General features: G+C 65.2%; 22 protein-coding genes and 1 pseudogene. 12 read left to right on the top strand and 11 right to left on the bottom strand.

Translation table 11 applies throughout. From position 1 onward, the window contains the following. The first annotated feature begins 35 nt into the window (after positions 1 to 35). The 7 genes and pseudogenes from ACQCSY_RS20040 (at position 36) to ACQCSY_RS20010 (ending at position 4,005) form a co-directional block, all read left to right on the top strand. Complete coding sequence (locus tag ACQCSY_RS20040) at positions 36 to 221, top strand: hypothetical protein (RefSeq protein ID WP_427131545.1); 186 nt, start codon at positions 36 to 38, stop codon at positions 219 to 221. 436 nt (positions 222 to 657) lie between these two features. After that, positions 658 to 1,065 carry a hypothetical protein gene (locus ACQCSY_RS20035; protein WP_427131543.1) on the top strand — a complete coding sequence of 136 codons (408 nt, stop codon included), beginning with the start codon at positions 658 to 660 and terminating at the stop codon, positions 1,063 to 1,065. A gap of 144 nt (positions 1,066 to 1,209) precedes the next feature. After that, positions 1,210 to 1,968: a hypothetical protein gene (locus ACQCSY_RS20030; protein WP_427131541.1), complete on the top strand. Its 759-nt coding sequence runs from the start codon at positions 1,210 to 1,212 to the stop codon at positions 1,966 to 1,968. Positions 1,969 to 1,984: 16 nt separating this feature from the next. After that, positions 1,985 to 2,695, top strand: coding sequence for a class F sortase (locus tag ACQCSY_RS20025; RefSeq protein ID WP_427131539.1), 711 nt, complete (start codon positions 1,985 to 1,987; stop codon positions 2,693 to 2,695). A 23-nt stretch (positions 2,696 to 2,718) separates the two neighbouring features. Then, the gene (locus ACQCSY_RS20020; protein WP_427131537.1) at positions 2,719 to 3,159 is read left to right on the top strand and encodes a cupredoxin domain-containing protein; all 441 of its coding nucleotides are present in this window, start codon (positions 2,719 to 2,721) and stop codon (positions 3,157 to 3,159) included. A gap of 74 nt (positions 3,160 to 3,233) precedes the next feature. Continuing rightward, positions 3,234 to 3,520, top strand: a pseudogene (locus ACQCSY_RS20015) (helicase-related protein); the annotation flags it as partial. Positions 3,521 to 3,543: 23 nt separating this feature from the next. After that, positions 3,544 to 4,005 (top strand): UPF0158 family protein, encoded by a 462-nt coding sequence (locus ACQCSY_RS20010; protein ID WP_427131535.1) that lies wholly within the window; start codon positions 3,544 to 3,546, stop codon positions 4,003 to 4,005. A gap of 26 nt (positions 4,006 to 4,031) precedes the next feature. On the opposite strand, the gene ACQCSY_RS20005 is transcribed toward ACQCSY_RS20010, so the two are convergent. The 5 genes from ACQCSY_RS20005 to ACQCSY_RS19985 are packed head-to-tail and all read right to left on the bottom strand — an operon-like array spanning position 4,032 to position 8,528. After that, complete coding sequence (locus tag ACQCSY_RS20005) at positions 4,032 to 4,817, bottom strand: DeoR/GlpR family DNA-binding transcription regulator (protein ID WP_427131533.1); 786 nt, start codon at positions 4,815 to 4,817, stop codon at positions 4,032 to 4,034. Further along, entirely contained in the window at positions 4,814 to 5,662 is an 849-nt protein-coding gene (locus ACQCSY_RS20000; RefSeq protein ID WP_427131531.1) for a class II fructose-bisphosphate aldolase, read from the bottom strand. Before ACQCSY_RS20000 ends, ACQCSY_RS20005 begins: the two co-directional genes overlap by 4 nt. Next, complete coding sequence (locus tag ACQCSY_RS19995; RefSeq protein ID WP_427131529.1) at positions 5,659 to 6,648, bottom strand: 1-phosphofructokinase family hexose kinase; 990 nt, start codon at positions 6,646 to 6,648, stop codon at positions 5,659 to 5,661. Before ACQCSY_RS19995 ends, ACQCSY_RS20000 begins: the two co-directional genes overlap by 4 nt. After that, positions 6,645 to 7,607 (bottom strand): ROK family protein, encoded by a 963-nt coding sequence (locus ACQCSY_RS19990; protein ID WP_427131527.1) that lies wholly within the window; start codon positions 7,605 to 7,607, stop codon positions 6,645 to 6,647. The genes ACQCSY_RS19995 and ACQCSY_RS19990 overlap by 4 nt, the downstream gene beginning before the upstream one ends. 3 nt (positions 7,608 to 7,610) lie before the next feature. Next, positions 7,611 to 8,528 (bottom strand): SIS domain-containing protein, encoded by a 918-nt coding sequence (locus ACQCSY_RS19985; RefSeq protein WP_427131525.1) that lies wholly within the window; start codon positions 8,526 to 8,528, stop codon positions 7,611 to 7,613. Between the two features lie 425 nt (positions 8,529 to 8,953). Here ACQCSY_RS19985 and ACQCSY_RS19980 point away from each other — a divergent pair, with 425 nt between their 5' ends. From ACQCSY_RS19980 to nagA, 5 genes are all read left to right on the top strand, one after another. After that, positions 8,954 to 10,195: an extracellular solute-binding protein gene (locus ACQCSY_RS19980; RefSeq protein WP_427131523.1), complete on the top strand. Its 1,242-nt coding sequence runs from the start codon at positions 8,954 to 8,956 to the stop codon at positions 10,193 to 10,195. A gap of 90 nt (positions 10,196 to 10,285) precedes the next feature. Continuing rightward, complete coding sequence (locus ACQCSY_RS19975) at positions 10,286 to 11,245, top strand: carbohydrate ABC transporter permease (RefSeq protein ID WP_427131521.1); 960 nt, start codon at positions 10,286 to 10,288, stop codon at positions 11,243 to 11,245. Then, entirely contained in the window at positions 11,245 to 12,171 is a 927-nt protein-coding gene (locus ACQCSY_RS19970; RefSeq protein WP_427131519.1) for a carbohydrate ABC transporter permease, read from the top strand. Before ACQCSY_RS19975 ends, ACQCSY_RS19970 begins: the two co-directional genes overlap by 1 nt. An 80-nt stretch (positions 12,172 to 12,251) precedes the next feature. Next, complete coding sequence (locus ACQCSY_RS19965) at positions 12,252 to 12,974, top strand: glucosamine-6-phosphate deaminase (protein WP_427131517.1); 723 nt, start codon at positions 12,252 to 12,254, stop codon at positions 12,972 to 12,974. A gap of 65 nt (positions 12,975 to 13,039) precedes the next feature. Continuing rightward, positions 13,040 to 14,203: an N-acetylglucosamine-6-phosphate deacetylase gene (nagA, locus tag ACQCSY_RS19960; RefSeq protein WP_427131515.1), complete on the top strand. Its 1,164-nt coding sequence runs from the start codon at positions 13,040 to 13,042 to the stop codon at positions 14,201 to 14,203. Here nagA and ACQCSY_RS19955 read toward each other — a convergent pair. From ACQCSY_RS19955 to ACQCSY_RS19930, 6 genes are all read right to left on the bottom strand, one after another. Next, the gene (locus tag ACQCSY_RS19955) at positions 14,169 to 15,350 is read right to left on the bottom strand and encodes a Gfo/Idh/MocA family protein (protein WP_427131513.1); all 1,182 of its coding nucleotides are present in this window, start codon (positions 15,348 to 15,350) and stop codon (positions 14,169 to 14,171) included. The genes nagA and ACQCSY_RS19955 overlap by 35 nt on opposite strands. 68 nt (positions 15,351 to 15,418) lie before the next feature. Then, complete coding sequence (locus tag ACQCSY_RS19950) at positions 15,419 to 16,267, bottom strand: carbohydrate ABC transporter permease (RefSeq protein ID WP_427131511.1); 849 nt, start codon at positions 16,265 to 16,267, stop codon at positions 15,419 to 15,421. Continuing rightward, on the bottom strand, positions 16,260 to 17,216 hold the full coding sequence (locus ACQCSY_RS19945) for a carbohydrate ABC transporter permease (RefSeq protein WP_427131509.1): 957 nt from the start codon (positions 17,214 to 17,216) through the stop codon (positions 16,260 to 16,262). Before ACQCSY_RS19945 ends, ACQCSY_RS19950 begins: the two co-directional genes overlap by 8 nt. After that, positions 17,213 to 18,529 (bottom strand): ABC transporter substrate-binding protein, encoded by a 1,317-nt coding sequence (locus ACQCSY_RS19940; protein WP_427131507.1) that lies wholly within the window; start codon positions 18,527 to 18,529, stop codon positions 17,213 to 17,215. Before ACQCSY_RS19940 ends, ACQCSY_RS19945 begins: the two co-directional genes overlap by 4 nt. 241 nt (positions 18,530 to 18,770) lie before the next feature. Further along, entirely contained in the window at positions 18,771 to 19,775 is a 1,005-nt protein-coding gene (locus ACQCSY_RS19935) for a LacI family DNA-binding transcriptional regulator (RefSeq protein ID WP_427131505.1), read from the bottom strand. An 80-nt stretch (positions 19,776 to 19,855) separates the two neighbouring features. Next, positions 19,856 to 20,314, bottom strand: a complete 459-nt coding sequence (locus tag ACQCSY_RS19930) for an Lrp/AsnC family transcriptional regulator (RefSeq protein ID WP_427131503.1) — start codon at positions 20,312 to 20,314, stop codon at positions 19,856 to 19,858. Between the last annotated feature and the right edge of the window lie 11 nt (positions 20,315 to 20,325).

Genomic DNA, 20,325 nt, shown 5'->3' with positions numbered 1-20,325 from the left:
GCCGGTGCGGAATAGACTCTAACTCCCACCCCACCATGGGAGAGAACGATGATGCGCGGATTGGCGGACGCGGAATGGGCGGACGCCGCATAGGTCTCCTGGGGGTGGTCTATCTGGCCATGGGCCTGCTCGTCGCCGCCACCCACGGATACCTCGTGGCCTGGAACATCCCCGGCAATATCCTGGAAGGCCTGGCGGCGATCCTCCTTGGCCGCTCGTAGCCTTCTTCGGCGTCGACCTCCACGCACTAATCGCCTAGACAGTGTACGCATCTGCTGTCAACAACAGGTATGCGCAGACGCCCGCCGGTGCCGCCGACCTCGCCTCGGCGCCCTTGTCCGCAGTGCGGATTCTCGGGACCAGTCCGTGGACGCCTCGGCAGCGAACACTTTAGTGAGGCGCCAGGTATACGGTGTGAGTAGCCGGCGCGGGGAGAACTTCTGGAAAGGCGTGTCTATGAGAAGCAGGATCTGCAGCCGGCAGCACGGCACGATCGGTAAAAGCGTGCTGGCCGCAACGGCCACGACATTATTCTTGCTGGCCGGCTGCGCATCAGGCCCCGGCCAGGGAAGCGGGGCCGAGTCGCCTAGCGCGTCGGCCTCGGTGGCTTCTTCAGTTCCCGCGACGGGGGACGGTCCACCGTCGGATTCGGCCAGGATGGTGTGCGGGGATGAAACCCGTGGCAACGTCGTCCGGATCCTCTCACTACCCGCCCCTCCCCGGACCACCGACACCTGGGTCGACCATCTGTATACATGCACCTATGCGCTGCCTGCCGGCCCCCTGGTGCTCTCCGTCAAAGAAACTGCCGACCCCGCCGCCGCACGCGCCTACTTCGACCGCCTCCAGCTCAATAGCGGCGCCGCCCACCCCATCGAAGGGATGGCCGATCTAGGACTCGCGGCCTCTGAGACCGCGGACGGGTCGGTGGTCTTCGTCAAGGACAGCTTCGTCCTCCATGTGGATGCCGCAGCACTGCCGGAGACGGTCGGGCCACACGACGTTTCCCGAACTGCCTTTGCCTACCAGGTTGCGACAGCTGTGCTGGCCTGCTGGTCCGAATAGGCGGAGAGCGGCTCGGCTGCTCCCGGTCCGCAAAAAAGAATTTCACGTCACACCCATCCGTGACCCGGGCCATAGCGAACCGCTAGTGTCACAAATGGACCTGCCCATCAGGGGCACGACCCCAGTCATCGGAGGAAACCAGTCATGAAGAAATCCGCTTTCCTGATCGTCCCGGCCCTTGCCCTTGGGGCCCTCGCACTCTCCACCAGCCCGGCCCTCGCGGCCGACGGCACCACGTACCAGGCGAACCTCGCCGCGATCAACGGCAGCAACGCCTCGGGCACGCTGATGATCACCCTCAACGGTGACCAGGCCACCGTCACGGAGAAAGTCTCCGGGCTGGCCGCGACGTTCGACGGGAAACCCTACCCGCACGTCCAGCACATCCACATCGGCGCCAAGGGCACCTGCCCGGACATGTCCGCCGATACGAACAAGGACGGGGTGATCAGCACCACCGAAGGTGCCCCGAACTACGGCGGCATCGGTGCGACCCTCTCCACCAGCGGTGACACCAGTCCCGCGGCGGGCACGGACCTGACCCTGGCCGGCATGGGCGCGGCGTACACGTATGAGCGGACCTTCGCCCTGGACGCCAAGACCTCCGCTTCCCTCAAAGCCGGCACCGCCGTCGTCGTCGTCCACGGCCTGGACCCGGCCACCCTGCCCGAAGCGGCCCAGAAAGCTCCCAGCGATCTGGTCCCGTCCCTGCCCCTGGCAGCAACCTCCCCGGCCCTGTGCGGGACCTTGAAGGCCATGCCCGCCGGAGCCCCCGGCACCGGCATCACCGCTACCGCCACCCCGGCCGGACCTGATATGGGGCTCCTCGCCGCCGGCGGCGGACTCCTCCTGGCTGCCGGCGGCGCCTACGCGGTCCGTCGTCGGATGAGCGCCAAGGCCTGAAACCAGGCTGGATCTGATGCAATCTTATTCGAAAGGCCGCCGCGGACGCTTCGTCGCGTCCGCGGCGGCCGGCCTGCTCCTTGCCGGCGGCCTCACCACCATCGGACTGGGACTCCACGCCGAACCTCCGCCACAGGCCAGCGCCGTCCCGGGTCCCGTCAGCTCCCCCGCCGCGACCGGCACGCCAACTTCCCCGGCCCCGGACACCTCCGGACAGGCCGCTCCGGCCCCGGCGCCGGTGGCCATTCCGGACCCAGTCCCGGCCGCGTCCGCTCCACTGAGCCTCGACGTCCCCTCCATCGGGGTCAGCTCTCCGCTGCTGGAACTGGGCAAACAGGCCGACGGCGAGGTCGAAACCCCGCCCGGCGAGCCAGGCTCCCCCGCCGGCTGGTACCGCGACTCCCCCGCCCCGGGGCAGACCGGCTCCGCGGTCATCCTCGGCCACGTGAACTCAACGAAGAACCCCGTGGGGGTGTTCTACCGCCTCCACGAGCTCAGCCCCGGCCAGGACATCACCGTCAGGCGCGCCGACCACACCGCCGCCGTCTTCACCGTCGACAGCGTCCAGATCTACCACAAGGCCAGCTTCCCCACTGTGGAGGTCTACCGCAACGCTGACCGTCCCGAGCTGCGGCTCATCACCTGCGGCGGCTACGACCGGGCCACCGGCGAATACCTGGATAACACGGTCGTCTATGCCCACTTGACCTCCACACACCCAGCCTGAGACAGATTCCCCGAAGGAAGACCATGAACTCCAGCAGCAGGAAACGTCATCGCCCCGCCCCAGCCATTCTCGCCCTTCTCGCCGGAGCAGCGGTCATGGGAGTCAGCGCCTGCGGTACCGGAGGCGGCAGCGCCGGGGCGTCTACTGCCCCCGCGTCGTCGGCAACGTCGTCGGCAACCTCCCCGGCTGCCGGCCCTACCCCCTCGGCCTCGGCCTCGGCCATGTCGACCATCCACATCAAGTCCTTCGCCTACACCGACACGGACGCCGTCCCGGCCGGGGCCACAGTGACCGTCATGAACATGGATCCCGAGGCCCACACCGTCACCGCCGACGACGGCTCCTTCGACGCCGTCGTCAAAGCCGGGACGACCGCGACCTTCACCGCACCGAAAAAACCGGGTACCTACGCCTACCACTGCGCCTACCACTCCAACATGCAGGGGACACTGACCGTCAAATGACAATCGGCCCCATCGTCCTTCGGGCAGACCCGAAACGATCACGTGGCACCATGCACGAGGCCGGCGCAGTGGACGCAATACGCCCCGGCGGCTTCGGGCTGAACCTGACCCAAGCGGACTACTGCTTCCTGCTGGATCCATGGTGGAGTCCTGCAGCGAGAACCAGGCGGCGGACCGCACCCACCGGATCGGGCAGCAGAAGAACATGATGGTCTACCGGTTGGTAGCCAAGGACACCATCGAGGAAAAGGTTATGGCATTGAAGAAGATGGCAAAGCTGTTCTCCTCGGTCATGGACGACGACGCGATGTTCTCCTCGGCGCTCTCGGCCGTGGATGTCCGTGGCCTGTTCGAGGGCTGACGCCATGCTCCGCCTGGACGCCATTGATTTCGACCCTTGATTTCCAGTCCGATTTCGGCAGATCCTGGTGGCTTGAGCCGGAGACCGGAGAGGTTCTCTTCTGCACCGAGGACGGTGTGGAAGAAACAGGCGAATCCGCGGATGACCTTGAAGAGCGCGGCGCCGTCATGGTGGACGCGCTGAGTTCCAGGGACGCATACCGGGACATGGAGACGTTTATTTCGGGTGTCGAGGAAGGCCCTGCCAAGGACCGGCTGTGGCGCGCCATCAGCGGCAACCGGCCCGTCCGGCGCTTCAAGGACGCCCTGTTCGATTTCCCCGGGATGCGAGAGCGGTGGTTCGCTTTCCACGACCGGGTACTGCGGCGCTATGCCGTGGAGTGGCTGGTGGACGTGGGCGTGTGGACCGGAAGGAGGCCGAGACGGCCCTGGAGCAGTAGTGCTTCCTCGGCGCTCCTCCGTCGCTTGTTTCCTCGAAGCTCCTAAATCCGGATTCGCGGGTCCGGGGTCTGTCAGCGGGCGATGATGACTTTGACCCCGCTGGCTTCGAAGGCGGCCTGGTCGGCGGGGGTGATGCCGGCATCGGTGATGAGGTTGCGGAAGACGAATCCGCTCATGGTGGCGAAGGATCTTTGGCCGATCTTGGACGAGTCCGCGACCATGTACGCCTCGGACGCGCGGCGGGCCATGAGTGAGTTGACGGTGGCTTCGCCTTCGTCGTTCACCGTCGGTCCCAGCACGGGGTCCGCGCCGTTAACGCCGATGAAGGCGAGGTCCAGGGCCACCTTCTGCAGGGTCGCGTCCGCGAAGGGTCCCACCAGTTCGTAGGAGCGGGCGTTGACGATTCCGCCGGTCACCATGATTTTGATGTTGGGACGCACGGCGAGCTGGGCGGCGATGTTGATCGCGTTGGTCACCACGGTCAGTGCCGGCCGGTTCGAAGGCACGTTCAGATCCGCTCTCGTGGCCAGGACCTGTGCGATGGCGGTGTTGGTGGTGCCGCCGGATAGGCCGACGACGGCGCCGCGGGGAATGAGGCTGCTGGCTGCGTGGGCGATGAGCTGTTTCTGCTGAGAGTGGTCATCGCGGTTGTAGCGGCCGGGCAGATCGTAGGCCACGGAGCCCTTGACAGCCCCGCCTCTTGTACGGGACAGCAGCCTTTGGGAGGCCAGGCTGTCGAGATCACGCCGGGCCGTGGCAGGCGACACGGCCAGCTTTTCAATGATTTCGTCGACTTCGACCTGTCCGCTTTCGGCCAGCAGGTTCAGGATGGCATTCAGGCGTTCGGTGCGGTTCATGAGTCTTGCTCCAGAGTGGTGAAGAGGGTCAGCAGTCTGGCCGCTTCGGGCACGAGAGCGTCGCGGCCTGCCCGGAAGTACTTGCGTGAGTCGACCAGGGCCGGATCGGTGTCGAGGCAGCGGCGCACGGCGCGGGTGAAGAACCCGTTCAGGTGGGTGGAGACGTTGATCTTGGTCATTCCTGCGGCAATCGCGGCGGCGATGTCTTTGTCGGCAACACCCGAGGATCCGTGCAGCACGAGCGGGACATCCAGCCTCTGGTGCAGGCGGCCGATTAGTTCCAGGTCGAGCGTGGCGCTGCGCTGGGTCATCGCGTGGGAGGAACCGACAGCGACGGCGAGGGCGTCGACTCCGGTTGCGGCCACGAAGTCGGCGGCTTCCGTCGGGTCGGTGCGCACGCCGGGCGCGTGGGCACCGTCCTTGCCTCCGACCTTGCCCAGCTCAGCCTCCACGTACACGCCCATGGCATGAGCATATTCGGTGACCCGCGCTGTGGCCGCGACGTTGTCCACATAATCGAGGTGGGCCCCGTCATACATGACGGAACCGAAGCCCAGATCCACGGCCTGCATCGCCAGTTGCTCATCTTCGGCGTGGTCGAGGTGAAGGGCGACGGGCACACTCGCCCTTCGTGCCAGCTCCAGCGATGCGAGGGCCAGCGGCTCGAGTCCGCCGTGATATTTTGCGCAGTTTTCGGAGATCTGCAGTATCAGTGGCAGACCGGCCCTCTCGGCGCCTGCGATCAGGCCTTCAACTGTCTCCAGGTGTATGACGTTGAAGGCTCCCTGCCCGATGCCGCGGGCAACCGCGTTGCCCATGAGTTCCGCTGTGGGTACCAGGGTCATGGCCGGTTCTCCTCCCTTGTGACGATGAGTTGCCGTGCCACTTCGGCATGGCGCGGTGAAATTTCGCCGGCGGCCGGCATGAGCACGGCGGCCGCCGACCAGGCGGTGGCCGCACGCAGGATAGCCTCGGGATGGCTCTCGCCGGAGGCGAGGGCCACCGCGGCGGCGGCGACGGCCGCATCGCCGGCACCTGTGGGGTTGCCGGTCAGGGGCTGAGGCAGCCGGGCTCGCCAATGAATGTCCGGGGCTTGGGCCGTGAAGGCATACATGCCCTCCGCGCCGGCGCTGACGAGAACCGTCCGGGCGCCCAGGTCCAGGATATGGCGCGCTGCCCGGTGCAGGTCCATCTCGCCTGTGGCGTCCATCAGTTCCTGGTGGTTCGGCTTCAGGAGGTCCGCTCCCGCGCGTGCGGCGTCCAGGATTCCCCTGCCGGAAGTGTCAATGATCGCGGGAATTCCGTGCCTGTGGGCGAGCCTGACCAGTTCCGGATAGAAGTCTTCGGGTGCATGCGCGGGAAGACTTCCCGACCCGACCAGCACCGCGCAGCGCGGTGCGGTGCCGTCCGGGCTCCCGTCGAGGGTCTCGGCGACGGCGGCGGCCAGCGACTGCCACTCGGAAAGCAGCAGAGGGAGTCCGTGTTCGTTGAATATGCTGGTCATGTCCCGGGCGGTGTCGACGAACGCGATGCTTCGACGGGTGTTTGCGGTGACCGGGATGAGCCTGTGGGGCACTCCGCTGGCCTCGAGCTCGGTGCGGAACACGGTTCCCGAAGCGCCGCCCGCCGGCGCCACGGCCAGGGCGGGGTGGCCCATCTGGTGGGCAACACGCGCGACATTCAGTCCTTTGCCTCCGGCCCGTTCCAGGGGTGGGGAAACGCGATGCGTCTGGCCGAGGTGGATGCCGTTGACGTGGTAGGTCACGTCCAAGGCGGGGTTGGGCGTGACCGTGACGATGAGTCGCGCTTGGTGTGCTGACGGGGAGTTCATAGAGCCTCGCAGTCCGATCCGACGGTGTCCAGGAGGTCACGGGCTTTGAGCGCGGAGCCGATCAGCCCGGCGTTTTGGCCCAGCTCCGCGGGAACGATCAGGGGGCGGCGGTGGATGGTCAGCAGTTTGTCCACGCGGGTCCGCAGGGGAACCAGCAGCGCGTCGCCGGCCTGGGACAGACCTCCCCCGATGACGATCGTCTGGGACCCCAGGATCGAAATGCAGTGGGCGACGCTAAACGCAAGCGCGTCGATGGCCTCGTCCCAGACACGGATGGCGTCCGGATCTCCGTCTGAGGCGAGGGCCAGGACCTGCTGCGCGCCGTCCACGCTGCGGCCGGTGGCGGCGGCGTAGCGGACGGCCATGGCTCCGGCCGAGCCGACGGCTTCGAGGACGGTCGTTGATCCGGGATGATCGGGATCGGGTACCGGGGCGTGACCCAGCTCGCCGGCGTATCCGCCGCCGGTCAGGCGCCTGCCGTCGCTGAAGACCGCCCCTGCGATGCCGGTTCCGATCACGATGACGACGGCGTCGGCCGTGCCTTTGGCAGCCCCGCACCGGAACTCGGCTTCCCCTGCGGCCGCGACGTCATGCCCGAAGGCAACAGGGAGTCCGAGTTCGGCCCGTGCCCGCGCGGCGAAGGGAAAGTCTTTCCATCCGAGGTTCGCTGAGAGGATGCCTGTGCCCGTGACTTCATCGACGAGGCCGGGGACGATGAGTCCGACAGCGCTGCAGGGATAGTCCGTGTACCGGTCCCGGAAGTCCGCCGCGAGTTCGGCCATCTGTTGAATCACCGCCTCGCCCGTGCCGACAGGGTGCCGGGGGGTGGCCAGCCGCTTCAGGCCGATGATCCGCCCGGAGGGCAGGACGATGCCTGCCTTCATATCAGTGCCGCCGACGTCGAACGCCAGCACCGCCGGCACGGTGTCGGTGCCGAAGCGTCCGCCGTCATCATTCATTGGTCAGGCGTCCAGAATGACGGATCGGCTCAAGTTCCGCGGCTGATCGGGATCCAGGCCGCGGGCGCGGGCACGTTCCAGGGCAACTTTCTGGGCGCGCACCAGCTCGGCGAGCGGTGCCGTGCCGCGGTGGATGTACAGCCCCCCGGTGCTGGCCATGTCCGCGGCCAGTCCGTGCGGTTCCTCTCCGAAGAGCCAGGTGACACGGTTGGGGGCGGCAATGGAAATGGGTCCGTGCCGGTATTCCATGGCGGGGTAGGACTCGGTCCAGGACTGGGAGGCTTCGCGCATCTTCAGGGCCGCCTCGTGGGCCAGACCAACTGTCCAGCCGCGGCCCAGGAAGGTGAACTGTTCAGCGTCGATAAGCTCCCGGGCCACCGGCTCCGTCACGGCGGCACCGGCATCGGTGATGGCCGAATCCACCGGCAGGCCCAGCGCGGTCTGCAGGTAGACCAGCGCCGTGGTGGCGAACCGGGTCTGCACGACGGACTTTTCATCCGCGTACGGCAGGCCGACAACGCATCCGGCGACTCCAGTGATGGGCGAGTTGGTGTCACCGACGAGTGCCACGGTCGGGACGGTGCCTTGCAGCCGGCCCAGGATTTCAAGGACCTCGGTGGTCGTCCCGGAGCGGGTGATGGCAACGACCGCGTCATAGCCGCGGTCGACAAAGGCCTCGGACGCCGCGAATGCGTCCGTCACCCCGCGGCCTGCCGATTCCCTCAGGACCGCATAGGACTGGGCCATGAACCACGACGTGCCGCAACCCAGCACGGCGATCTTCTGCCCGTCGGCGGGCAGCAGGCTCCGAGCCTCGGACCGGGCCTGCTCGGCAGCCCGCGCCCAGACCTCCGGCTGTGAAGACAGTTCGGTTTCCATGTGGGTGCCAAGCAGGGAACGGACGGTATGCGGCTCAGTCATGGGGACAGGCTCCTTCTGGAAAGGGATCAGATACAGGGCATCGGGGACCATGAACGCGTGCAGCAAGCGGCGCCGCTCAAACTCACCAACAGAATGATTATTACTGATTGTTAGGAGCATGTAAACATCACAAACAAGCTATCGACGTCTTTCGATCACCACCAAGGAAAAAATGACTGAAAAGCGCCCCCATCGGGCGAGACAGTGGTACCGGTGCACAGCCACAGTGACGGCCCCGGGAGCAAAAGGGGGTTGACCTGAGAGCTGGATCACGAGAGAATCAACCAGCGACATGATTACAAATGATTGTTTGACTGACGCTAACATCATCAATCGTCACTCGCTTTCTTCTCCAGCTTACGCAGGCTTCCTGCTTCAGGCCCGCGGCGGAGGCGGGAGACGTCCGTTGAAAGTAAAGGAAGACCATGAAGAAGTCCTTGCGCACCGGCGCACTCGCCTCGATCGCGGCAGCGAGCATGCTGCTCTCCGCCTGCGGGTTCGGCGGATCCGGCGGCAACGCCGGCACCGCCGACAACACCATCAACCTTCTGGTCCCGAGCTACTCCGACGGCACCAAGGGCCGCTGGGAAGGCATCATCAAGGACTTCGAAGCCAACAACCCGGGCATCAAGGTGAACCTTGAAGTCCAGTCCTGGGACAACATCAACGATGTCGTGAAAACCAAGATCCAGGGAAAACAGGCCCCGGACATCCTCAACATCGATGCTTTCGCGGGTTTCGCCAAGGACCAGCTGCTGTACCCGGCGAAGGACGTTCTCTCGGAGTCCACGGCGAAGGACTTCCAGGACACGTTCGTGAAGAACGCCTCCGTAACCGGTACCCAGTACGGCATGCCACTCATCGCCTCCGCCCGCGCTCTCTTCTACAACAAGGACCTCTTCGCCAAAGCCGGAATCTCCGCTCCCCCGAAGACCTGGGATGAGCTGGAAGCGGATGCCGGGAAGATCACCGCGGCCGGCACCCCCGGATACGGACTCCCGCTCGGTTCCGAGGAGGCCCAGGGCGAAACCGGCATCTGGTTCTACGGTGCTGGCGGCGGCTACGGCGACGCCGAGAAGATCACCGTGGACACTCCGCAGAACCTCGAAGGCGCCAATTTCATGAAGAAACTGGTGGACCAAAAGGTCACGCAGGACAACGCCGGCGCCACCAACCGCACCCCGCTGATCAACGTCTTCATCCAGGGCCAGCTGGGCATGATTGAGGCCCTGCCACCGACGGTGGGCCAGATCAAGGAAAAGAACCCGGCACTGAAATACGGTGTCGCCCCGATCCCCACCAAAGACGGATCGCCTTTCACCCTCGGCGTCGCTGACCACCTGATGGCCTTCAAGAACGACGGCAAGAAGCAGGACGCGATCAAGAAGTTCCTGGACAATTTCTACTCGACCGACGTCTACACGAAGTGGGTCTCAGCCGAAGGCTTCCTGCCCACAACCAAGTCAGGAGCCGAAAAGCTCTCATCCAACCCGGATACAAAACCCTTCCTTGACCTTCTGCCCAACGCCAGGTTCTACCCGTCCACCAATAAGGCCTGGACCTCAACACAGGGCGCCGTCAAGTCGCTGATAGGCCAGATCGCGCAGGGAACAGACCCGGCATCAGTGCTGAAGGACATCCAGACCAAGGCCGACGCCGCTTCCTAGCCCCCCAGGGGATGGCCGGTGACTGACGGAAATGTCACCCGCCGGCCATCCCCTGACAGATCCACCCTCTGACACCCCGGAGAATCTCCCATGAGTACAACAGTCGCCAAGGGCGATACCCAAGACACCCCCGCAGCCAGGCCGGTTGCGCCCCGGCGACCCAAGACCGGCCGTGGCCGGGACAGCATCTGGAAGGCGCTGCCCTGGATCGCCCCCTGCCTGGTGCTGATCGTCGGCATCGTCCTGTTCCCCGCCGGCTACATGATCTACAACGCGTTCCGCTCCATCAGCAGTTACGGGACGGACACCGGCTCCGCGGGGCTGAAAAACTTTACGCTGGTATTTGCCGACCCGGCTTTGCCCCGCGTCCTGGCCAACACCGTGGTGTGGGTTGCCGCGGTCGTCATCATTACCGTGGTGCTGTCCCTGGCGCTGGCACAGTTCCTCAACAAGCCCTTCCCCGGGCGGACCCTGGTCCGGATGGCTGTGATTGTGCCCTGGGCGGCCAGCGTGGTCATGACCACTACCGTGTTCGTTTACGGCCTGGACCCCTTCTACGGCATCATCAACAAATTCATGGTGGACCTGCACCTGATCGATGCCCCCTTCGGCTTCACCAAAAGCATGCCCTCCGCGTTCATCGTCGCCATCCTTACCGCAGTGTTTGTCTCCCTGCCATTCACCTCCTACACGATCCTCGCAGGCCTGCAGGGCGTACCCGGGGAGGTACTTGAGGCCGCAAAAATGGACGGCGCCAGCCCGGCCCGCACCTATTTCAGCGTGATCCTGCCTCAGCTTCGCGACAGCCTCGCCGTGGCAGTGCTGATCAATATCATCAACGTCTTCAATAACCTCGCGATCCTGAAACTCATTACCGGCTCCCTTCCCGGATACGACGCCGACACCCTCATCACCCGAATGTTCAAGTGGATCCAGGTCGACCAGCGGCTGGATGTCGCCAGCGCTATGAGCGTTGTCAACTTCGCCATTGTCCTGGTGATCGTGGCCGCCTACATCAAAATCGTCAAACCCATGAAGGAAGTGGACTAATGGCACATTCGACGCTCCCGCCGGTGGCCGGGACAACACCGGCCGGTGCCGCCGTCGTCAGCACCGAACCGCGCAAGACGCGCTACGGCAGCGACCAGGCGAGCGGCCCTCGCGTCGCCCTGCGCATGGCGGCGGGCCTGATCATCGCGCTGATCTTCATTTCCCCCTACGTGATCATGGCCATCGGCTCGCTGAAGAGCCGCCCGGAGATCCTGGGCGTCCCCCCGAAATACCTCCCGGCCACGCCGCACTTCGACAACTACGCCACCATGTGGTCAACGCCGGAGACACCACTGCCGCAAAACCTGATCTCCACCATCATCATCGCCTCCTGCGCCACCATCCTGGTCCTGCTGGTCGCCACCCCCGCCGCGTACTACACGGCCAGGTTCAAGTTCCCCGGAAAAATGGTCTTCATGTTCCTGGTGATCGTCACGCAGATGCTACAACCGGCAGTACTGACCGCGGGCCTGTTTCGGGAGATGCTCGCCCTGAACATTGCCGACACCTGGCTCGCCATGATCCTGATCAACGCCGCCTTCAACCTCTCCTTCGCGGTATGGATCATGCACAGCTTCTTCGCCGGTGTGCCCAAGGAAGTCGATGAGGCGGCGCAGATTGACGGGGCCGGCAGATTCAGTGTCCTGTTCAAAATAAACCTCCCCCTGGTCTGGCCGGGCATCGTCACCGCCATCATCTTCACCTTCGTCTCCTGCTGGAACGAGTTCGCGGCCAGCCTCGTGATCCTGCAGACCGCCGGAAACCAGCCGCTCTCCGTCGCCCTGACCAAATTCGTCGGACAGTATGACTCCGCGTGGCAGTACGTCTTCGGCGTCTCCATCGTCGCCGTCGTACCCGTGGTGATCCTGTTCATGCTGATCGAAAAGCGACTGATCGGCGGACTGACCGCCGGAAGCGTGAAGTGAAAACCGGCTGAATGCCGACACATGCCAAGCCATCCGACGCCGGGAAACCCCGGTTGCACGACAGGAACAACGAATCCCACGTGAAAATCATCAAAGCTGGCACCTCCGCCCAAGCCGGTATCCGCGCCGCCCGGATCGTTGCCGCCCTGATAAGGGAAAAACCGGATGCAGTCCTGGGGCTGGCCACCGGCTCATCACCCCTGCCCCTGTACGAGGCACTCGGCGGGGAGAATCTCGATCTGAGTGCAGTGCGCGGATTCTCCCTCGACGAATACCTCGGGCTGGGCTCCACGCACAAGCACAGCTATGCCCAGGTCATCCGCCGCGAAGTCATCGACCGGCTGGGTCTGACCCCCGCCCTCATCCACACCCCGGACGGAGAGGCGGAGGACGCCGCCCGGGAGGCCTCAGACTTCGAAGCCCGCATCCACGCCGCCGGGGGCATCGATATCCAGATCCTCGGCATCGGTTCCAACGGACACCTGGCCTTCAACGAGCCCCCGTCCGCATTCACTTCCCGGACCCGCGCCGTTGAACTGGCCGACAGCACCCGAACAGACAACGCCCGGTTCTTCGACTCGCTCGAGGACGTTCCCACCCACGCCATCACCCAAGGCCTGGGCACGATTTCCGAAGCACGGCACCTGCTGCTGATCGCCCACGGCCAGCGCAAAGCCGAGGCCGCCGCGCGGGCCATCGAAGGACCCGTCACGGAGCAGTTCCCGGCATCCATGATCCAACTCCACCCGAACGTCACCGTAATCCTCGACGAAGCCGCCGCCAGTAGACTGCAACGCACCTGACAAGCAGCGGCCATCTCCCACAGTCACCCGGCTGGACCTGGGCTAACGAATGAAAGCATGACGTCATGATCATCGAAGCAGCACGCCTATTCAGCGCCGGCCAGTGGCTGGAACCCGCGTGGATCGAAATATCCGGGACCCTCATCCAGGCCATCGGCCGGGGGGAGCCGCCGAGCGAACCCGACATCCGCCTGGACGCGGCCCTCGTTCCGGGATTCATCGACGCCCACGTGCACGGCGGAGGAGGGTACAGCTTCAACGACGCCGACCCGGCCGCTGCGGGCCGGATCGCTGAAATCCATCTGCGCCACGGAACAACCTCGATGATGGCAAGCCTGGTCACAGCGCCCTTGGATCAGCTCGAAGAACGCATCCGGGCCCTTGCACCAAAGGTCCGCGACGGAGTCCTGGCCGGAATCCATCTCGAAGGGCCCTGGCTCAGCTCTTCGCACAAAGGGGCGCACGCGCCGGACCTGCTGCGCACCCCGGACCCGCGCGAAATCAAGCAGCTCCTGCAAGCGGGCGCCGGAACCGTGCGCATGGTGACCCTGGCTCCCGAACTGGAAGGGGGCCTCGAGGCCCTGCGCCAGATAGTGGGCCACGGAGCTGTCGTTGCCATCGGACACACGGACGCCACCTACGAGCAGACCCGGGAAGCCATCCGTGCGGGGGCCACCGCGGGAACCCACATCTTCAACGGCATGCGGCCCATCCACCACCGGCAACCCGGACCGGCCACAGCGTTGCTGGAAGACCCGGAAACGTTCGTCGAACTGATCGCCGACGGCGTCCACCTCCACCCCGCGATGATCCGGACCATCTTCAACAGTCCGGCGAACCCAGTCCTCGTGACCGATGCCATGGCGGCAGCTGCGGCCCCCGAAGGCAACTACAAGCTCGGCGACCTGGACGTGTACGTCCACGACGGACAGGCCCGCCTGACGAGCAACGGCAGCATCGCCGGCAGCACGCTCACCCTGGACGCCGCACTCCGGTACGCGGTGCAGACGGCCGGCGTGCCCCTCACCGAAGCACTCCAAGCACTCACCCAGCACCCCGCCGCCATGCTGGGACTCACAGAAGTGGGCCTGCTGGAACCCGGCAAACGCGCCGACGTCCTCGCACTGGACCCTGACCTCACCGTCCTGGCGGTCATGCGCGCCGGACGGTGGGTCTCCCACCCATCACCAGGAACTACCGGATGGCGCGGGCGGGCTGGCCGGCTTTGAAGTACTCCACCCAGGCCTCCGGCAGGGCCGGGACCTCGATGGATCCGCCGTCGCCGCGCAGCGACTGGGTGGCCAGCACGCCGGCGGCCACGGACTCGCGGGCGGCAAGGGGGGAAGTCGCGGTCTCCCCACCCTCGCGGGCAAAACGCAGGAACTCCGCGATCAGCAGCGGATCGGCGCCGCCGTGGCCGCCGTCGCCGTCCTTGATTTCGATGTCCTGGTCCGGCTCGGCAAAGCCGTGCTTGGTCCGCGTGGTCCAGACCTTGATGGAATCGCCCGGTCCGTCGCCGAAGTTCTCGATCCGCCCCTTGGTGCCGATGACGGTGTAGTTGCGCCAGTAGTCGGGCGTGAAGTGGCACTGCTGGTAGGAGGCCAGCACGCCGTTGTCCAGCACCATCTGCATCATGGAAATGTCCTCGACGTCGATGACCTCGGCCAGGTCCGTCTGCTCGGTGGGCGGCCAGTTGTCCAGGGAGAACCAGTCCCCCATCCGGCGGTTCGTGTTGTCCCGGCGGCTGAGGACGTCCCCGTACACGGCCAGGTCGCCGATGGCGGAGACGCGGCGGGTGTAGCCGCCGGCCAGCCAGTGGATCACGTCGATGTCGTGGGCGCCCTTTTGCAGCAGCAGGGAGGTGGTGTTGGCGCGCTGGGAGTGCCAGTCCTTGAAGTAATAGTCCCCGCCGTTGCCCACGAAATGGCGGCACCAGACCGCCTTCACCTCGCCAATGGTGCCGGCCTGGATGAGCTCGCGCATCTGGACGACGACGGGCATGTGGCGCATGTTGTGCCCCACGTACAGCCGGGTGCCGGTCTCGTAGGCGGTGCGCAGGATCTCATCGGCCGCCTCCAGCGTCACGTCGAGGGGCTTTTCGCAGAACGTGGGGATGCCCGCGCGCAGCGTCTGCACCGCCACCAGGGCGTGCTTGTTGTCCGGGGTCAGCACCAGTACGGCGTCCAGGTCCGCGGCCAGCAGCTCGTCCAGGGAATCGGTCACCACCGCGCTGGGGATCCGCTCCGCCGCATCCGCCCGGCCACGGGCGCTGGTGTCGCACACCATCACGACAGCGGATCCCTCACCGGGGCGGTGGGCTTGTTCCCACAGGCTGGCACGCATGCCAAACCCGACGATTCCAACTTTGAGGTCCATGAAGAAACTTTCTAGGGTAAATGAGGCTTGTGGAGCAGTGTGGCGGGCCCGGGTCCGGGCGGTGCGGCCTATTTCAGGCCGGACCGCCCGATCCCGGCCATGACCTTCTTCTGCATGGCAATGAACAGGATGAGGACGGGGGCCATCGCCATCAGCGATGCGGCCATCAGGATCGGGTAGTTGTTGGCGTGCTCGCCCTGCAGGTTGGCCAAGCCAACGCTTAGCGGCGCGGCGTCTTGCGTGGAGGCTATGACCAACGGCCAGAGCAGATCGTTCCAGGACCAGAGGACAGTGATGATGGCCAGGGCCCACAGGCCATTGGCCGCCAGCGGCATCATGATCTTGGCGAAGATCTGGAACGGGTTGGCCCCGTCCAGGCGTGCGGCATCTTCGAGCTCATCCGGCAGCCCCATGAAGAACTGGCGCATCAGGAACACACCGAAGGCACTGAAGAGGCCGGGGGCCACGATGCCGGCGATGGTGTTCAGCCAGCCGAGGTTCTGCACAATCTGGAACTGCGGAATCAGGAACAGCTGCCCGGGCACCATCAGGATTGAGAGGATCACAGCGAGGATCGCGCCCCGGCCGCGGAAGTGCATGCGGGCAAAGGCGTAGCCTGCCAGCGAGCACAGGATCACCTGGCCCACCACCCGCAGCACAGTGATCAGCACCGACACCCGCAGCGAGGAACCGAAGTTCATGGCGGTGAAGACGTCAGCAAAGTTGTGCCACTGGACCTCCGACGGCCAGAAGGTGGGAGGAGTGCTCTGCACCTCGGCGTTGGTGGAGATGGACATGACGACCTGGTAGATCAGCGGCGCGATCATCAACAGACCGCCGCCGCCGAGCACCACGTGGGCGATCGCGTTGCGCCCGCGCTTGACCGGGCGGCCGGCGCGAATGGCTGAGTCAGACATAGTTGACCCACTTCTTCTGGACACGGAATTGAATGGCCGTCAGTGCGGCAATGATGAGCAGGATCAGGATGCCGACGGCGGCAGCGTAGCCCTTGTCGTTCTCCAGGAAGGCGTGGTTATAGAAGATGTAGACCAGGCTCTGCGTCTGCGGCATGGCGAGGTTGGCCTTGCCCATCATCACGTAGAGCAGGTCGAACAGCTGGAAGCCGCTGATCACCGTCACCACCGAGACAAAGAAGATGCTCGGGGTCAGCAGTGGCACGGTGATGGAAAAGAACTGGCGCATGCGTGATGCCCCGTCCATCTCGGCAGCCTCGTAGATCTCCTGCGGAATCTCCCGCAGGCCGGCGCCGATGATGATCAGGTTGAAGCCGAGCGACATCCACAGGCCCACCGTGGCCACGGCCACCAGGGCGAACCCCGGCGTCGAGGTCCAGTAGGGACCCTCGATGCCGAACAGGCTCAGGAACCAGTTGATGGGTCCGAAGTCGCCGTTGAAGATCAGCCGCCAGACGATGCCGACGGCGGCCGGCATGGTGATGTACGGGATGAAGTACAGCGTTCGGTAGAAGCCGGCAAACTTCAGCCCGGGGCTTTCCATCAGCGCCGACAGGACGACGGCGATCGGAATGCCCATCAGCACGATCACCGTGTAGATGATCGTGTTGAGCAGCGACTGCGGGATGGAGGAATCGCTGAACAACCGGACATAGTTGTCCAGGCCGATGAACTTCGCCCCGCCGAACACGCCCCACTTGGTGAAGCTGTAGTAGAAGGTCTGGATGATGGGCCACAGGTAGAACACTGTGATGCCGAAAACGGTGGGCAGGATGAACAGCCACGGCCACGCGCCGTCGCCCCTGGCCAGCAGCCGGCGCCGCACGGACGCCGGCTGCTCCTCCGGGCCGGCCTCAGGGGCGGCTCTCAGCGCAGTTGTTGGATTGCTCATGATTCTTGTGACAGGGCTTCGTTCATCTTGGCTGCCAGGTCCTTGGCAATGTCGGCCGCCGGCTTGGTGCCGGCGAACGCCTGCGGGAGCAACTGGCCTTCAAGGCTGTTCCACGCACCGGTGTTCTTGGAAATCGGGTAGGGCGATGCGGTCTGGGCGGCGTCCAGGAAGACCTGCAGGCCAGCACCGGGAACGGCGTCCACCCAGGCCTGCTGGGTGCCGTTGAAGGCGGGGATTACGGTGGCGGTCTCGGCCTGGATGGCGGCCGCTTCCTTGGTGCCCAGGAAGGCAACGAAGGCCCGGGCTGCATCCGGATTCTTGGCGTTGGCCGGGATCACGTTGGCCAGACCGTGGATGACGCCCTGGTTGCTGGTGGGGCCCTTGGGCAGTGCCACAATTCCCATGTCGTCCCCCAGTGCCTCGTGGGTGGGGCCCACGATGTAGGAGGCGTCCATGAGCAGGGCCAGCTTCCGGGAGGTAAACATGTCGGTGGCGAGGGTGTCCGTCAGCTGCTGCATGTTGGGAGACACACCGGACTCGATGATGTCCCGCCAGAACTGCAGACCCGCGATGGAGCCGGTCTCGTCGAAGCCGCTCTTCTTGCCATCGGCGGAGATGATCGATCCACCGGCACCCAGAATGGTGTTGTAATAGCTGGTCTGGCCGCCGGTCAGATCGCCGGAGAAGCCGTAGACGCCCTTGCCGGCGTAGAACTTGGAGATCTTGTCGCCGTTGGTCTTCAGGTCATCCCAGGTCCACGCAGCCGTGGGCTCGGCCACGCCGGCTTCCCGGAGCAGGGACTTGTTGTAGAACAGTGCGATGGTGTCAAAGTCCTTCGGGACACCGTAGAGCTTGCCGCCCACGGTGTATAGGTCCACCAGGGCCTTGGGATAGTTGGACGTGTCCACGGCCTTGGCCTCGGCAAGTCCGTCCAGCGGGAGCAGCTGGTTGTTCTCGGCGTAGAGCTTGATCTTGGGACCGTTCATCCAGAAGACGTCCGGCAGCGAGTCGCTGGAGGCCAGGGTCTGGATCTTGGTCCAGTAGGCCGAGCCCTTGGAGGGGGTCACGTCGATGTTGACCTTGATATTGGGGTAATGGACGTTGAACAGGTCAACAATCTTCTGCATGGCCGGCTTCTGCGCAGCGTCCCAGATGGCGTAGGTCAGCGTGGCGCTGATGTCCTTGGCCGGGGCGGCGTAGCCGGCAGCGGCCGCGCCGCCGGTTGCTGCGCCACCGCTGCAGGCTGCCAGCGTTGCGGTTGCGGCGCCCAGGGCAGCCAGTGAAAGGAACGAACGTCGATTCAGGTGGGTCATGGGGAATCCTCCATTGAGTTTCTCGGACCGCTGGGGGGTGCCGGTGAAGCCAAGCGGCGCCCATTCAGCTGTTTGCGGTGAAGAAGATCACACCATGTTAATCGATTAAGCGCAAGGTCGGGTCTGATCATTCCTGAAAATATTTAGTACTGACCCGTCACTAGTCCGCACCGTGGCGGGCGCGGCCAGGGCGCTTGGAAGGACCCGGCGATGCAGGCGCAACGCGCCCGAAAGCCCAAGGTCAGGCGGATTCGCGCACGATCAGCTGCCAGGGAAACTCCAGCACGGTGGCCGGTGCTGAGGGGTTTGCCGCCCGCGCCACCAGGAACGCGGCGAGCCCATCGAAAAAGCCCAGCGGACCCACGGTGGTCAGCGACGGTGTCATGTTCTCACCCTCGGTCGTGTTGCCGATACCCACCACCTCAACGTCCTCCGGGACGCGCAGCTGCAGCCGCTGGGCGGCGTGGATGGCCCCGATGGCGGCGTAGTCCGTGGTGGCGTAGATGGCGGTGGGGAGGTCCGGATTCAGCAGCAGCGTCGTCGCCGCCTCCACCGCACTGAGCGAGTCCGTCCGGTAGGTCGCCACGTAGTCGGCACGGAAGGGCAGCCCGGCGCGCTCCAGCCCTGCGGTGTAGGCACCGAAGCGGATGGACCGCGTGGCGGGCGAATGCTCGCTCGAGGTCAGCGCGGCCACCCGGCTGTGCTTGGCGCACAGATGGTCCATCGCCTGCTGGCAGGAATCGCCGGCCAGGGAACGGACGACGTCGAACCCATCCGGCTCCAGCGTCTCACTGAAAACCACCAGGCGCTGGCGCTGCGCGGCCAGGGCCAGCAGCTCGGCGTCGCCCTCGCGGTCCGCGGCGTCAATGAACGTCACGTCCGCGTTTTGCCGCCGCAGGGCCACGCGCCAGTCTGTGTCGGCCAGGATCATTGGCGTAATGCCCTGCGCCGCGGCGGCCGATCCCACCGCCCGACTCACATCCAGGGACCAGGGATCGGACATCATGGTCAGGGAGAGCATCATCAGGTCGGTTTTGCCCGTGCGGATGGCCCGGGCCGCCTGGTTGGGCCGGTACCCCAGCGCCCGGGCGGCTTCCTGCACCCGCAGTGCCGTTGCAGAGGAGACCCCGGGTCCGCCAGCGTTGCCGTTGCGGCCGGAGAGCACGTAGGACACCGTGGCCGTGGAGACACCTGCAGCCTGCGCGACGGACTTGATCGTGGGACGTCGCGGGACGCTTTCCGTCATGGGTCGGCTTTCGGTGGGAGGGGCGGGTGCAGCATTCGCATCATACCGAAGGCCGGCCCGACGGATTCGCTATACCGTGCTCAGCCTCCCGGTGTGAGGTGGTCGAACACCAGGTTGGTCTGTGTGCTGGCGATGGCCGGGTCGGAGGCCAGGTTGTCCGCGATGAAGTTGCGTAGCTCCTGCGGCGTCCTGCAGGCCACGTGGATCATCAGGTCTTTGTCCCCCGCGAGCAAAAAGACGCTCTGCACGCCCGGCATATTCCGCAGGTTCTGCGTAACCTCCAGCATCCGGCTGCGCGACTGCTGGCTGACCCGTACGGAAACCAGCGCAATCACGATCAGCCCCATCGCCTCAAGGTCCACCTCGGCATGGAAGCCCTTGATCACGCCGGCCCTTCGTAGCGCGCCCACACGGTTCAAGCATGTGGACGGCGCAATCCCCGCCCTGGACGCCAGAATATTGTTGGGAATCCGGGCATCCTGGATCAGCTCATGCAGGATGAAACGGTCCGTTTCATCGAGCCGAATCGGATTCTGCACAGCCACCGAGG

This window comes from Pseudarthrobacter sp. S9, assembly GCF_050156545.1.
Lineage (GTDB): Bacteria > Actinomycetota > Actinomycetes > Actinomycetales > Micrococcaceae > Arthrobacter.
Note: the sequence above shows the minus strand (reverse complement) of the source record. Positions and strands in the feature narration are given on the sequence as shown.